This is a genomic window from Pseudomonas sp. AFG_SD02_1510_Pfu_092, assembly GCF_003331055.1.
Taxonomy (GTDB): Bacteria; Pseudomonadota; Gammaproteobacteria; order Pseudomonadales; family Pseudomonadaceae; genus Aquipseudomonas.
Genome location: NZ_PUQD01000014.1, coordinates 76808 through 91596 on the forward strand (window position 1 = coordinate 76808; position 14789 = coordinate 91596).

Annotated in this window: 11 protein-coding genes; 6 read left to right on the forward strand and 5 right to left on the reverse strand. The window is 65.3% G+C overall.

From position 1 onward, the window contains the following. Positions 1-8: 8 nt before the first annotated feature. The gene (locus C6A77_RS09230) at positions 9-3281 is read left to right on the forward strand and encodes a transporter substrate-binding domain-containing protein (RefSeq protein WP_114169182.1); all 3273 of its coding nucleotides are present in this window, start codon (positions 9-11) and stop codon (positions 3279-3281) included. Between the two features lie 16 nt (positions 3282-3297). On the opposite strand, the gene C6A77_RS09235 is transcribed toward C6A77_RS09230, so the two are convergent. After that, the gene (locus C6A77_RS09235) at positions 3298-4317 is read right to left on the reverse strand and encodes a LacI family DNA-binding transcriptional regulator (protein WP_114169183.1); all 1020 of its coding nucleotides are present in this window, start codon (positions 4315-4317) and stop codon (positions 3298-3300) included. A gap of 205 nt (positions 4318-4522) precedes the next feature. Here C6A77_RS09235 and C6A77_RS09240 point away from each other — a divergent pair, with 205 nt between their 5' ends. The 3 genes from C6A77_RS09240 to C6A77_RS09250 all read left to right on the forward strand — a co-directional run bounded on the left by C6A77_RS09240 (position 4523) and on the right by C6A77_RS09250 (position 6915). After that, positions 4523-5062 (forward strand): gluconokinase, encoded by a 540-nt coding sequence (locus C6A77_RS09240; RefSeq protein ID WP_114169184.1) that lies wholly within the window; start codon positions 4523-4525, stop codon positions 5060-5062. Between the two features lie 113 nt (positions 5063-5175). Further along, positions 5176-6528 (forward strand): GntP family permease, encoded by a 1353-nt coding sequence (locus C6A77_RS09245; protein ID WP_114169185.1) that lies wholly within the window; start codon positions 5176-5178, stop codon positions 6526-6528. 84 nt (positions 6529-6612) lie between these two features. After that, positions 6613-6915 (forward strand): hypothetical protein, encoded by a 303-nt coding sequence (locus C6A77_RS09250; protein WP_114169186.1) that lies wholly within the window; start codon positions 6613-6615, stop codon positions 6913-6915. A 329-nt stretch (positions 6916-7244) separates the two neighbouring features. Here C6A77_RS09250 and C6A77_RS09260 read toward each other — a convergent pair whose 3' ends face one another. The 4 genes from C6A77_RS09260 to C6A77_RS09275 form a co-directional block, all read right to left on the reverse strand. Beyond that, positions 7245-8672, reverse strand: coding sequence for a sigma-54 dependent transcriptional regulator (locus tag C6A77_RS09260; RefSeq protein ID WP_114169187.1), 1428 nt, complete (start codon positions 8670-8672; stop codon positions 7245-7247). Further along, positions 8641-10134 carry a HAMP domain-containing sensor histidine kinase gene (locus tag C6A77_RS09265; protein WP_114169188.1) on the reverse strand — a complete coding sequence of 498 codons (1494 nt, stop codon included), beginning with the start codon at positions 10132-10134 and terminating at the stop codon, positions 8641-8643. Before C6A77_RS09265 ends, C6A77_RS09260 begins: the two co-directional genes overlap by 32 nt. 306 nt (positions 10135-10440) lie before the next feature. Then, complete coding sequence (locus C6A77_RS09270; protein ID WP_114169189.1) at positions 10441-11901, reverse strand: HAMP domain-containing sensor histidine kinase; 1461 nt, start codon at positions 11899-11901, stop codon at positions 10441-10443. A gap of 98 nt (positions 11902-11999) precedes the next feature. Beyond that, positions 12000-12584, reverse strand: a complete 585-nt coding sequence (locus C6A77_RS09275; protein WP_114169190.1) for a lytic transglycosylase domain-containing protein — start codon at positions 12582-12584, stop codon at positions 12000-12002. A gap of 184 nt (positions 12585-12768) precedes the next feature. On the opposite strand from C6A77_RS09275, the gene gspG reads away from it, so the two are divergent. Together gspG and C6A77_RS09285 are read left to right on the forward strand one after the other, a co-directional pair. Then, complete coding sequence (gspG, locus tag C6A77_RS09280) at positions 12769-13194, forward strand: type II secretion system major pseudopilin GspG (protein ID WP_114169191.1); 426 nt, start codon at positions 12769-12771, stop codon at positions 13192-13194. Positions 13195-13205: 11 nt separating this feature from the next. Then, the gene (locus tag C6A77_RS09285; RefSeq protein ID WP_114169192.1) at positions 13206-14387 is read left to right on the forward strand and encodes a type II secretion system F family protein; all 1182 of its coding nucleotides are present in this window, start codon (positions 13206-13208) and stop codon (positions 14385-14387) included. Positions 14388-14789: the final 402 nt, after the last annotated feature.

The following is a 14789-nucleotide window of genomic DNA, read 5'->3' on the forward strand; positions in this document are numbered from 1 at the left end:
TGGCGGCGATGAAGCGCCTGCTGGCAAGCGCCTTGCTGGCCATCGGCCTGACCGCTTCCGGCGCGCCGCTGGCGGGCAGCGAACCGCGCCAGCTGCTGGCCCGCTCGGTCAGTGCCGCCGCCCCGCTGGTGCTCTCCAGTGAAGATCGGCAATGGCTGCAGCAACGCCAGCACCTGGTGCTGGGCAGTTCGCGACCCGACTACCCACCGCTTGAAATCAACGTCAGCCAACACGATTTCGAAGGCCTCAGCGCCGATTACGCGGGCATCATCGCCGAGCAGCTGGGCATCAGCATCGAAGTACGCCGCTATGACAGCCGTCACGAAGCCATTGCTGCATTACGCGAAGGCCGTATCGACCTGTTGGGCAGCTCCAACGCCTTCGAGGCGGCAGATGCCCAGCTCAGCCTCAGTAGCCCCTACGCCGACGACCTGCTGGTCATCGTCACCCGCGAAGGGCGCAGCCTGAAGAACACGCCCGACCTCGCCGGCCTGCGCCTGGCAATGGTCGATCACTACTTGCCGGCCAGCAGCGTTCGCGCACTCTACCCGAAGGCCCAGTTGAGCCTGTATCGCTCGACCCTGGCCGGGCTGGCCGCCGTCGAACTGGGCGAGGCCGATGTCTACCTGGGCGATGCCATCAGTACCGACTTCGCGATCGGCAAGAGTTACCAGGGCACGCTGAAGATCGACCACTTCTGCCAGGTCGCCCCCGGGGCGTTCGCCTTTGCCCTGGACAATGACAACCAGCGCCTGCACCGGCTGGTCGACCAGGCGCTGGCGCGCATCAGCGAAAGCGAACGGCTGAACATTCTGCGCCGCTGGAGCAGCGGCAACACCAGCCTGCTGCTGCAGCGCCACCTCACCGCCCTGACCGCCGAGGAAGAAGCCTGGATCGCCGCCAACCCAAGCGTCAGCGTGCTGGTCAACACCTCACTGGCGCCGCTCACCTTCAACGACGACCAGCAGCGGCCCAGCGGCATCACCCTCGACCTGCTCAAGCAGATCTCGCTGCGCACGGGGCTGCATTTCAAGGCCAGCGAAAGCCCTTCGGCGCAGGCGATGGTCGAGCGCCTGGCGCGCGGTGATGCACACATGATCGGCGCCTTGGGCTATGGCGCCGACCGCTTGAAACAACTGCGCTATACCCGCCCCTACCTGGTCAGCCCGCGCGTGCTGGTTACCCGCGGCGACCACGCATCGCCTGAGCAGGCTGCGACACTGGACGGGCAGCGTATCGCCCTGGTGCGCGGTTCGCCGCAAGGCGCCGTGCTGCAACAGCGCTACCCACAGGCCAGGGTGGTCGAAGTGGACAACCCGCTCGAGCAGATGGAAGCGGTGGCCAACGGGGTGGCCGACGTCGCCATGAGCAGCCACATCAACGCCACCTATTACATCAGCCATGTGTTCAAGGACCGCTTGCGCATCGCCAGCGTGCTCGACGACGATCCGGCCGTTGCCGCCTTCGCCGTGGCCGCCGACCAGCCGCAGTTGCAGGCGATCCTCGACAAGGCGCTGCTGAGCATCCCGCCGGAAGAACTGGACCAACTGATCAACCGCTGGCGGACCAGCACCCTGGTCAGCGACAGCCCCTGGCGCGACTACCGCACCCTGGCCTTGCAGGTATTGGTGCTGTCGGCCTTGCTGCTGGCCGGGGTGGTGTTCTGGAACAGCTACCTGCGCAAGCTGATCAACCAGCGCACCGAGGCCCAGCATGCCCTGCAGGCGCAACTGGCGCTGAGCCGCGGCCTGCTCGAACAGCTGCGCCAGGCCAAGGACGACGCCGAACAGGCCAGCCAGACCAAAAGTACCTTTCTGGCCACCATGAGCCATGAAATCCGCACCCCGATGAATGCCGTGATCGGCCTGCTGGAACTGGCCCTGGAAGACAGCCGCAGCGGCCGTTGCGACACCCAGACCCTGCAGACCGCCCATGATTCAGCTATCGGCCTGCTCGAGCTGATTGGCGACATTCTCGACATTTCCCGGATCGAATCCGGGCACATCACCCTGCAGCCGGTGCCCACCAATGTGGTCGAACTGGTACGCGCCACCGTGCGCGTGTTCGAAGGCAATGCCCGGGCCAAAGGCCTGCATCTGCACAGCGAACTGCCCGCTGCGCCGGTCTGGGTGCTGGCTGACCCGCTGCGGCTCAAGCAGGTGCTGTCCAACCTGATCAGCAACGCCATCAAGTTCACCGACCGCGGCGAAGTCCAGGCCAGCCTGTCGCTGCGCTCGCCCGCCGACAGCGAGCAACTGGCGCTGGAGCTGAATGTGCGCGACACCGGCATCGGCATCAGCCCCGCCGACCAGGCCCGGCTGTTCAATGCCTTCGTCCAGGCCGACGGCCCCCGGGCACGCCAGGGCGCAGGCCTGGGGCTGGTAATCAGCCGCACCTTGGCCGAGCGGATGGGCGGCGCCTTGAACCTGCAGAGCGTCGAAGGCATCGGCACCAAGGTGCAAGTCAGCCTGCAACTGCCGGCCTGCGCAGCACCGCTAGCGGCCGAACAGCACGCCCCGGCGCAGGACAACCGCAGCGAACCGCTGAACATCCTGGTGGTCGACGACTACCCCGCCAACCTCTTGTTGCTGGAGCGCCAGCTGCATACCTTGGGGCATCGCGTGACGCTGGCGGAAAACGGCGAAGTCGCCCTGGCACACTGGCAGGCAGCACATTATGACCTGGTGATCACCGATTGCAGCATGCCGGTCATGGACGGCCACCAGCTGACCCGCAGCATCCGCAGCCTGGAAAGCCAACGCGGCCTGGCGGCCTGCCGGATCCTCGGCGTCACCGCCAACGCCCAGGCCGAGGAACGTGCCCGTTGCCTGGCCAGCGGCATGGACGAATGCCTGTTCAAACCGATCGGCCTGCGCACCCTCAAGACCCATCTGCCCCAGGTTCAGCCTCGGCAGCAGCAACCGGCGCGGCCCGCCAGCGGGTTCAACCTCGGCGAACTGCGCCACCTGACCCAGGATGACGAACAACTGACGCGGCATCTGCTGGAACAGCTGTCACAAAGCGTCAGCGAAGACCTGGCCGCCTTGCGCGCGCTGGCGGCGGACGCCCCCGGCGAGGCTGTGCGCGCCCTGGCTCACCGGATCAAAGGAGGGGCGAAGATGCTCAAGGTGCGCACGCTGGTCAAGGCGTGCGAGGCCATCGAACAGGCCCACGAGCAAGGCTTGCCAACGGTTGACCTGCGCCTGCAACTGCAAGCCAGCCTGGAGACCCTGCTCGACGAGCTGGGCGTTGCGCTCAGTGCAGTTGCAGCGTCGAGCTGATCTGGCGAGAGGCCGATCAGGAACTCTCGCGCACCATCAACTCGAAGCCCAGGTCCTGCTGCGCGTTGCTCACCCGCTTGCCATCGAGCAGTGTCAGCAGCGCCTGCGCCGCGCCGCGGCCCACCGCAGCCCGGGGTGTGCGAATCGAGGTCAGCCGCGGCACCATGTGCGCCGACGCCGGCAGGTCGTTGAAACCGACCATCGCCACTTGCCGTGGCACCTCCACCCCCTGGCGCAACGCCTGCAGCACTGCGCCCTGCGCCAGGTCGTCGTTGCAGAAAAAGATGCCGTCGACATCCGGTGCCTGCGCCAGCAGCTGGCTGAACAATGCGCTGCCCAGGGCAATCGAGGAAGGCTGCGCCGTCAGCACCTCCAGCTCGGCCGCCTGCAAGCCGGCCTCGGCCAATGCCTGGCGGAAGCCTTCGGCGCGCTGCATCACCCGCGGGTCGAGCTGCGCGGCAATGAATGCCAGGCGCTTGCGCCCGCGCTCGATCAGGTGACGGGCCGCCGCGCGCCCGGCCTGCTGCTGCGAGAAGCCGACCGACAATGCCCCGGGTTCGCCATTCAGTTCCATCATGTGCACGCAGGGCACGCCGCTGGCCGCCAGCATCTGCCGCGACGCCTCGCTGCGCTCGAAGCCGGTCAGCAGCATGCCGCAGGGCTGGTAGGCCAGGTAATTGCGGATCAGGTTCTCTTCTTCGGCCAGGTCGTAGTGATAGTTGCCGATCAGCACCTCGAGCCCGCGCGGGCGCATGACCTCGTGAATGGCTTCGAGGGTATCGATGAACAGCTGGTTGGACAGCGACGGGATCAGCACCACCACCGACTGGCTGCGCGCCGAGGCCAGCGCCCGGGCCGCCGGGTTGGCCACATAGCCCAGGCTGGCCGCCGCCGCCACGACCTTTTCCACCAGCGTCGGGGCAACCGTGCTGACCCCGCGCAATGCGCGCGAAGCGGTGATCGGGGAAACCCCGGAAAGCCTGGCGACTTCTGCCAGGGTGGGACGACCTGTGGTACGGGAGCCGGTGCGGGACATGGATGTTGTAATTTTACTACTTGCAAGGAAAGGGAACGGCCACTAAGGTAGCGCTGTCTCAGGACGCAGGCAATGTAATCTTTGGTGACTGCCCCAACTGTTCACCGCCAAGCGTCCATACTGCGTAAGGACAAGATCAATAACACCGGGGAGGTGGCTGTTCGTCGATGACGAGACAGCGCTATCTCACCCGCAGGAGGTACTGATGAATTCTCCCCTGTCCGCCATCGTGGTGATGGGCGTGGCCGGATGCGGCAAAAGCTGCATCGGCGCTGCCATTGCCGCCCGCAGCGGCGGTCGCCTGATCGAAGGCGACGCTTTCCACCCTGCCGAAAACATCCGCAAGATGAGCGCTGGCATCCCCCTGGACGACAGCGACCGTGCCGGCTGGCTGGTGCGCCTCGGTCAGGAGCTGCAAGCCACGACCCAGGCCGGGGAGCGTCCGATCCTGACCTGCTCGGCGCTCAAGCGCCGCTACCGCGAGCGCCTGCGCGAGGCCATGCCCGGGCTGGTGTTCGTGTTCCTCGAACTGTCGCCCGCCGAAGCAGAAAAACGCGTGCTGGCCCGCCCCGGGCATTTCATGCCGGCGAGCCTCATCGACAGCCAGTTCGCCGCCCTGGAATCGCCACGCGGCGAACCCCTGACCCTGGCGCTGGATGCCACGCAACCCATCGAAGCGCTTGCCGAAGCGGTGGACAGCTGGCTAAAGGGCCGTGGTGAGCGGGGCCTGGCACAGACCGCCTGACCCTGGGGGCTTTTCCGGCTCACCGAAGACAGCGCTACCCCGTGATGCAAACGCGGGCAGACATGCAAAAAAAAGCTCCGCCAAAACAACGATAAGACCGAGGCCTTCAAACCATGTTCGGACTGGCTACTGATACCTTCCTGCTGCTCGACGCGCTGGTTACCATCGTCGGGCTGATCCTGCTGATCACCCACTTCAAGGTTCACCCCTTCGTCGCCCTCACCCTTGCGGCCGGCTTCCTTGGCCTGACCTCCGGCATGCCGGTGGCCAAGGTGATGAAATCGTTTCAGGACGGTTTCGGCGGCGTGTTGGGCTTCGTCGGCATCGTCCTCGCCCTGGGCACCATGCTCGGCAAGCTGATGGCCGACTCAGGGGGCGCCGACCAGATCGCGCAAACCCTGATCCGCGCCTTCGGCAAGAAGAACGTGCACTGGGCCATGATGTTCGCCGCCTTCCTGGTGGGCATTCCGTTGTTCTTCGAAATCGGCTTCGTGCTGCTGATCCCGCTGGTGTTCATCGTCGCCCGGCGCTCCGGCGTGTCGCTGATCAAGATCGGCATTCCGTTGCTGGCCGGCCTGTCGGTGGTGCATGGCCTGGTGCCGCCGCACCCGGGCCCGCTGCTGGCGATCGGCATCTTCCATGCCGATATCGGCAAGACCATCTTCTATGGCCTGCTCGTGGCGCTGCCTACCGCGATCATCGCCGGCCCGCTGTTCGGCAACTTCATTTCCCGTCATATCCCGGGCAACCCGTCGCAGGAGCTGATGGACCAGATCGCCAAGGAGTCCGACCAGGGCAACCTGCCGAGCTTCACCATCACCCTGGTCACCGTGTTGCTGCCCGTGGTGCTGATGCTGCTGAAGACCTTCGCCGACGTGGTGCTGCCCGCCGAGCACATCGTGCGCCAGTGGATGGACCTGATCGGCCACCCCATCACCGCCCTGCTCGCCGCGCTGCTGTTGGCGTTCTACACCTTCGGCTCGGCCCGTGGGTTCAACCGCCAGCAGATCATGAAGATGCTCGACCAGAGCCTGGCACCGACCGCAGCGATCGTACTGATCGTGGGTGCCGGTGGCGGCTTCAAGCAGATGCTGGTGGATACCGGCGTTGGCAACGTGATCGGGCAGATGGCCGTGCAGGCGGAAATTTCGCCGATCATGCTGGCCTGGCTGGTCGCGGCGGTGATCCGCATCGCCACCGGTTCGGCCACGGTCGCCACCATTACCGGTGCGGGCATCGTCGCGCCGGTGATCGACCTGGTGCCGGGGGTGAACCGTGAGTTGCTGGTGCTGGCCACCGGTGCCGGTTCGTTGATCCTGTCGCATGTGAACGACGCTGGTTTCTGGCTGGTCAAGCAGTACTTCAACATGACCGTGGCGGAAACTTTCAAGACCTGGAGCATGATGGAGACGATCCTGTCGATCATCGGCATCATCTTCATCATGCTGCTTTCGCTGGTGGTGTAACCGTTGATCGGGGTAATGGCACCTTGAAGCTTCGGTGAGGGCCGAAGGGAAGTATCAGCCCTCGCCGAAGCAAAGGAGTCTGCCATGCCCCGCTCAAGCATCCTGCTGCTTGCCCTGCTCGCCGCCCCGCTGGCGCTCGCCGCCGGCACCGGCCCCACCTACCCCGACGACCCGCACAACCCGGCGCCCAAGCCGGGCGTGGACAGCACCCTCAACCCGATCGAAAAGCCCATGCCTCGGGATACAGACCCGCGCATCAAGGGCAACGACCCGGACAGCCCGCCGGCGCAACAGAATGACAACCGCGACCTACCGGGGTCGGAGGGCAGTGGCTCGGAGGGCATCGGGGGGCAAGGGGGAAGCGGGACTGGCGGTAGTCAGCGCTAAGACTTGGCGGCGCGTTGCGCCCCATCGCCGGCAAGCCAGCTCCCACAGGTTTCAGCGCAAGCCCGAGGCATACGCAGCCCCATGTGGGAGCGGGTTCACCCGCGAAGCAGGCGACGCGAGGGATGGCACCGGCTGCGCCGGTGTTCGCGGCCACGGCCGCTCCCACAGGGATCGCGCCAGTTTTTGGAAATTGATCAAGACAGTTGCTCCCACATCGACCGCATCGACTTCAAGCCTTGTGCGATGCCTGTTAAGCATTCCGTGAGGCTATCGCGGTCGGTGTGGGAGCTGGCTTGCCGGCGATGGGGCTGCATAGCAGCCCCCAGGCCCTACCATTGCCGCTTGTCCGGTCGGGTCAGCCCGAGCTTTTCGATCCGGTAGCGCAGCATGTCGCGCGACAGCCCGAGCATCCGCGCCGACTTGGTGACGTTCCAGTCCGTGCGGTCCAGGGTCCGGCACACCAGGTCGCGCTCCATGTCCGGCAGGCTGGTGCCCGGCTCCGCTTCATGACGGGGCATTTCGAACAGCGCCGGCGCGGCCTGCTGCACCAGCGGCTCGTCGATCAGGGTCATGCACAGGTTCAACTGATGCGCCTGCACCACCTCGTTCGGCGCCAGCAGCACCGTCTGTTCCAGCATGTTGCGCAGCTCGCGCACATTGCCCGGCCAGCTATAACCCAGCATCAGGCTTTCCGCCTCGGCAGAAAAGCGCAGGTTGGGCTTGCCGTAACGCCGACCATGGTGGGCCAGGAAGTGCCGTGCCAGCAGCAGCACATCCTGCCCGCGTGCATACAGGCGCGGCACCTTCAGGGCAATGATGCGCAGGCGGAAGAACAGGTCGCGACGGAACTTGCCCTGCTGCACCATCTGCTCCAGGTTGCAGTTGGTGGCACTGATCACCCGCAGGTCGACCTTGCGCTCCTTCACCGCACCAATCCGGCGAATGCTGCGGTCTTCCAGCAGCTTGAGCAGCTTGGCCTGCAGCACCAGGTCCATTTCGCCGATCTCGTCGAGGAACAAGGTGCCGCCGTCGGCTGCCTCCACCAGGCCCACCCGGCGCTCCTTGGCATCGGTGAAGGCCCCCTTCTCATGACCGAACAGCTCGGCCTCCAGCAGGTTGGCCGGGATCGAGGCGCAATTGAACTCGATGAACGGCCCCTTGCTGCGCGAACCATCGAAATGCAGGGCGCGGGCCACCAGCTCCTTGCCGGTACCGGTTTCGCCTTCGATCAGCACCGGCGGCAGGTCGTCGCTGGCCATGCGCCGCTCGGCATCCAGCACCTGGCGCAGGGTGTGCTTGAGGGTGAGCATCGCCGGTGATTCACCGATCAACGCCTGCAACCCGGACTTCTGCGCCTCGCGCTCCTGATAGAACGACAAGGTGCGTTCCATGCGCTCGGCGGCCAAGGCCTTGTCCAGGGTCAGCTTGAGCTCGGCCAGCACCACCGGCTTGGTCAGGTAGTGGAAGGCACCTTCCTTCATCGCCTGCACCGCATCTTCGACATTGCCGTAGCCGGTCATCATGATCACTTTCAGGCTCGGCGCCTGCGCCACCAGGGTGCGCAGCAGGTCGTGGCCGCTCATGCCCGGCAGCGAGTTGTCGGTCAGTACCGCGTCGGGCTGGGCCCGCTTGATCTGCTCCAGCGCCAGTTCCGCGCTTTGGCACACGGTGACCTCGAACCCCTTGAGGCCGAGGTAGGTGCGAATGTTGTCGGCAAGGATGTCATCATCCTCGACCACCAGGATGCTGTGCTCCATGGTCCCCTCCCGCTGCGATATTGAATGTGAGGCTGACGCGGGTTCCTTCCTCTTCGCGGCTGCTCAGGCTGACCGAACCGCCAAAACGTTCCATGATGCGTTTGACCAGGGCCAGGCCGACGCCGAGGCCGCCCTGCTTGGTGGTGTAGAACGGCTTGAACACCATCCGTTCCTGCTGCTGGCTCATGCCCTTGCCGGTATCGCTGAGGACGAACTCGGCGCGCTGGCCATCCTGCACGTTGACTTGGGCGCCCAGCAGGCCGCCGCTGGGCATGGCTTCCAGGGCATTGGAGAACAGCGTATTGAGAATCTGCGTGAGCTGCAGCGGCTGGCTGGTCACCCACTGCGCGGCAGGGCCTTCATAGCAGAAGCGCACACCGCTGCGTTCGATCTGCTGGACGAACGCCAGGCGGGTGTCCTCGATGGCCGCCACCAGGTCCACGGCCTCGGCCTCGTCGCTGGTCGGGCGCAACGACACCAGCAAATCACGCACCCAACGCGACATGCGGTCAACCTGGCTGATGATGTCGGTGATGTTCTTCTGCGCCGCGGGGTTGGCGATTTCCTGGGCCAGTTCGGCGCTGGAGCGGATGTTGGCCAGCGGGTTGCGCAAGCTGTGCGCCACCGCCGAGGACATCTCGCCCAGGGCCACGTAGGTTTCACTGGCCACCAGCCGGTCCTGCTGCAGGTTCAACAAGTGCGCGGCGCGGCGCACGATCCAGAACAGGCCGAAATAGATCAGCGCCCCGCCCACCAGGGTCGAGGCCCAGATCAGCACATAGCCGCGCTGGATGCGCCGTACCAGGTCCTGCGGCTCCTTGTAGATTTCCACCATGGCCATGACCTGCTCGCCCTGGCTGTCGAACAGCGGGATGTAGTTCTCGATGAACAGGTAGCGCGGCTCACGCAGGAATTTCTGCTCTTCGCGGTCATCCTCGGCCTGGTGATAGCTGGCCGACACCGCCTTGCGCGAGCGGAAGGCGCGGTCGAGGTCGCCATCGGCCTCGATGCGCTGGCCGATCAGCGCTGGGTTGGTCGACCAGACGATGGTGCGGTCGCGGGCGTAGACGTTGGCCAGCAGGGTGTCCGGCAGATGCTCGACATGGTCGAGAAACTCGACCCGGGTCGACTCGGCCAGCGCCGGGGTGAACTGCAGGTGCTGCTGGTCCAGGCGTGGGTCGAGCAACTCGCCCATGGTGGTGCCAGGCGGCAACTGCGAATGGCGCACCTCGGCCTGGGCCATGGCCTGGATGAACTGGGCGGTCAGCATGGCATCGCGCTCTACGCTGTCGCGCACCACGAACCGCGTCGACACGTAACCCAGCCCGCCCGCCACCGAGGCGATGATCAACAGGCTGATGATCGAGAACCAGCGCAGCAGGTTGAATTCACGCAAGGGCACGGCGACGCCATTGGTCGTCGCACGGGCCTTGTCGGAAGCTTGGTTCTCCAGCATCTGCATCGCGTGATTCCCGCGCTGGGCGTCCGTTGCGAAATGCCTCAAGGCGACGAACAGTAGCCAATTGATAGCATTTCACCTGAGCAGCCGCAGCTGCCATTTGTCGTGCGTTGCATCGTGCTTGTCTCGCTGCAAGCACTTTGCAAGAACTTGGCCAACCAATTCAGAACATTTTTATTCGTTGAATTTCATAGGGTTAGCAGAACATCTTGAATTTAATTTGAGGAAATACCCCCAGAGTTGGGGAATCAGCCCCAACAACGCAATTTACCTGTAAATCAATAGGTTGGAACACATAGTTAACCCCAATCATGAGCCAGTGAACAAGCGAAAATTCAAAGAAACCCGGGTACCATGGCCCTCACTACTGCTCAGCCGGACAGTGCCGCCGTAGCGTTCCATGATGCGTTTCACCAGCAACAGGCCCACACCCAAGCCACCCTGCTTGGTGGTGAAGAACGGCCGGAAAGCCATGCGCTGCAGCGCTTCGTTCATGCCCTTGCCGGTGTCCGACAGGCGCACGGTCAGGTTCCGCCGGTCATGGCGCACCACCTCGACCCGTAATCGCCCGCCCTGCTCCATCGACTCCAGGGCATTGGCGATCAGGCTGCTGAAGATCTGCCGCAGCAACGCCGGATGCCCCAACACCTGCACCGCCGGCAAGGGTTGCAGGTCCAGGCTCACGCCACCGCGCGCCAGCGGTACCGCATAGGTGTGCAGGCTGTCCTGCAAGGCCAGCGGCAAGTCCACCGCCACCGCTTCATCGTTGAGCGGGCGCAGCGACTGCAACATCTGGCGGATCCACTGCGACATGCGGTCGACCTGGCTGATGATGTCGTTGACATTGCGCTGTGCCGGGCCATCGTCGAAGGCCTGGGCCAGTTCGGCACTGGAACGGATGCTGGCCAAGGGGTTGCGCAAGCTGTGGGCCACCGCCGAGGACACCTCGCCCAGGGCCACATAGGTCTCGTTGTTGATCAGCCGCTTCTGCTGCCCGGTCAGCAGCCGCGCGGCGCGGTGCATGATGCCGTACAGGCCGACATAGACCAGGCCGGCACCGACGGTGATGGCCAGCCAGATCATGATCAACCCATGCTCGATGCGCACGATCAGGTCGCGCGGTTCCTTGTAGATCTCGACCATCGCCGTGACCTGCTCGCCATCGGCATCGAACAGCGGAATGTAGTTTTCGATGAACAATTGCTCGGGCGGGGTGACGAACTTCTGCTCGGCACGGGCCTGTTCGAAGTTGTGGTAGCTGGCCGAGACGCGCATCTTGTATTCGAAGGCCTTTTCGAGGTCATCGTCGCCTTCGATCAGCTTGCCGACCAGCGCCGGGTTGCTGGACCAGATCACCGTACGGTCAGGCGCATAGATGTTGGCCAGCAGCATGTCGGGCAGGTGCGCGATGTGGTCGAGGAACTCGCCGCGCGCCCTGCGCCGGGCGTCCGGGTCGACCCCGGGCAGGTTGCTGTGGTCGGTACGCGGGTCTAGCAGTTCGCCCATGGTGCGCACGTTGGGGATCGATACATGGCGCACCTCGGCATCGGCTATGGAGGTAATGAACTGGGCAGTCAGCAAGGCATCGCGCTCGATGCTCTCGTCGATGATGAAACGGCTGGAAATCAGGCCCAGGCCGACCGCCACCGAGAGGATGATCGCCAGGCTGACCCAGGCATACCAGCGCAGCAGGTTGAACGGCTTGCGTGGGGCGGCCAGCTCGCTACCGGCAGGTACTTCGAAAACCTCGGGACGCGGGGCCATGTCCATGTCGGACTCCACAACTGCACCTTCACAAGGTTATAGCCCAGAGTTGGGGAAACCATCGGGTCGGCCTGGCAGCATCCGCCGAAGGGTAGCGTTGAAGGTCATTCACCGGTCAGCCCCTGGAGCTTGCGGTACTCGCGCAGCACATTGGGCACATAGCGCCGGGTCTCGGCGAACGGCGGTACCGCACCGCGGCGCAGCACCGCCTCGGGGCCGGCGTTGTAGGCTGCCACAGCCAGCGTGACGTCGTTGTCGAACAGGTCGAGCATACGCTTGAGGTAACGGGCGCCGCCCTGCACGTTGTCTTCCGGGTCCAGGCGGTTTTCCACGCCCATTTCGCGGGCGGTGCCCGGCATCAGTTGCATCAGCCCCACCGCGCCAGCCGGTGAGCGGGCCTTGGCGTTGTAGCCGGATTCCGCCTTGATTACCGCATGCAGCAGCGCTGGCGGGACGTCATGGGTGCGCGCCGCGGCGGCGACCAGCTTGGCGTAGGGGCGGCCAGTGATCAACTGCGCGTTGGCCGGGCCGGCCTGGGCCTGCGGCTCGCTGATCACCGTTTCGTAGAAGCGCCCGGGCCGGTGGACGTTGGTCAGTATGTAGCTGCCTTTGGCATCGATGGAAACGTACACATCGGCCTGGGCAGCACCTGCCACCAGCCAGAACAAACCGAGAATGAGTCCACGCATGTCGGTCGCCTCTTAGTGGTACCCCGAAGTTGGGGGATATGCCCCGGAAAACCCGAGCCTGAAGAGCACGACGCAAGCACTGTGCCGCTTTGCGTGCCGCATGCCGCAAGGCGCCGAGGCAGGCGTGCACGGCTGTTGCATGGAGCCTGCAAAAGCTTGTCCCCTTGCAGCGGAGGGCTTCACCATGCAGCGCAGAACCAACCCGCAACGTGGCTTCACCCTGCTCGAACTCCTGGTCGTGCTGGTGGTACTCGGGCTGTTGGCCGGGATCGTCGCGCCCAAGTACTTCAGCCAGCTCGGTCGCTCCGAAGCCAAGGTGGCGCGCGCGCAGATAGAGGGGCTGAGCAAGGCCCTGGACCTTTACCGCCTGGAAGTCGGCCACTACCCCAACAGCGAGCAAGGCCTGCAGGCCCTGGTGGTCGCCCCCAGCGGCGAAACGCGCTGGACCGGCCCGTACCTGCAGAAGGCCGTGCCGCAAGACCCGTGGGGCCGTCCGTACATCTACCGGCAACCGGGCGAGCACGGCGGTGAATACGACCTGTTGTCGATGGGCAAGGACGGCCAGCCCGGCGGCGACGGGGAAAACGCCGAAATCACCAGCTGGCAATAGGAGCAGCGAGCATGCGCTACAGCCTCAAGGCACTGGGCAGACAGGGCGTGGTGCAGTTGCAGATCGACGCCGAAGACGCCGACCACGCTCGCCGCCTGGCCGAAGACCAGGGCCTGCGCGTGCTCAGCCTGCGCGGCCAGCGCGGCGCCTTGGCCTGGCGCCGCGAGGCAGGCTTTGATCTGGTGCTGTTCAGCCAGGAACTTTCGACCTTGCTCAACGCTGGCCTGCCGCTGATCGACGCGCTGGAGAGCCTGGCGGAGAAGGCCCCGGCAAGCGCAACGCGCAAGGTACTGGCCGAGCTGGTCCGCCAGCTGTACGAAGGTCGTTCGCTGTCCCAGGCCCTTGCCCAGCAACCACGGGTATTCCCGCCGCTGTACGTGGCGCTGGTGCAATCCAGCGAGCGCACCGGTGCGTTGGGCGATGCCCTGGCCCGCTACATCAGCTACCGCCAGCGCCTGGACCTGGTACGGCAGAAGCTGGTGGGGGCCTCGGTCTACCCGTTGCTGCTGTTGCTGGTGGGCGGTGGCGTGGTGCTGTTCCTGCTCGGCTACGTGGTACCGCGTTTCAGCCAGGTGTTCGAGGGCATGGGCACCGAGTTGCCTTGGCTGTCGCGGGTACTGATGCAGATCGGTCTGTTCCTGCATGCCCAGCAATTGCCGCTGGCGCTGGGCTGCCTTGGCGCGATCAGCGCGCTGTGGCTGCTGCGCCGCCAACCGCGGGTGCGGCGCTGGGTATCCTGCCAGCTGCGGCGCCTGCCGGCCCTGCACCAGCGCCTGATGATGTACGAGCTGGCGCGCTTCTACCGCTCGCTGGGCATCCTGCTGCAAGGCGGCATCCCCATTCTCACCGCCATGGGCATGGCCCGCGGCCTGCTCGGCAGCGCGGCGGCGCAGGGCCTGGCGCAGGCCTGCCAGCGCGTTGGCGAGGGGCTGCCGCTGTCCGACGCGCTGGAGGCCGGGCAACTGGTCACCCCGGTATCGCTGCGCCTGCTGCGGGCCGGCGAGCAGTCCGGCAACCTGGGCGAGATGCTGGAGCGCTGCGCCGACTTCCATGACCAGGAAATCGGCCGCTGGGTGGAATGGTTCGTCAAGCTGTTCGAACCGCTGCTGATGACCTTCATCGGCCTGCTGATCGGCCTGATCGTGATCCTGATGTACATGCCGATCTTCGAACTGGCTTCGAGCATTCACTGAATGCGCCAGTGCTATTCACCGCGTCGCCTGCTTCGCGGGTGAACCCGCTCCCACAGGGAATCGCGCGGGCCCCGGGCTCACGCCAAAACTGTGGGAGCGGCTTTAGCCGCGAACACCGGCGCAGCCGGTGCCATCCACCGCTCCGCCTGCTTCGCGGGCTTGCCCGCTCCCACATGGAATCGCGCGGGCCTATGGCTCATGCAGCACCCTGTGGGAGCGGCCATGGCCGCGAACACCGGCGCAGCCGGTGCCATCCACCGCGTCGCCTGCTTCGCGGGCTTGCCCGCTCCCACATGGAATCGCGCAGGCCTATGGCTCACGCGGTACCTGTGGGAGCGGCCGTGGCCGCGAACACCGGCGCAGCCGGTGCCATCCATCGCGTCGCCTGCATCGCGGGCTTGC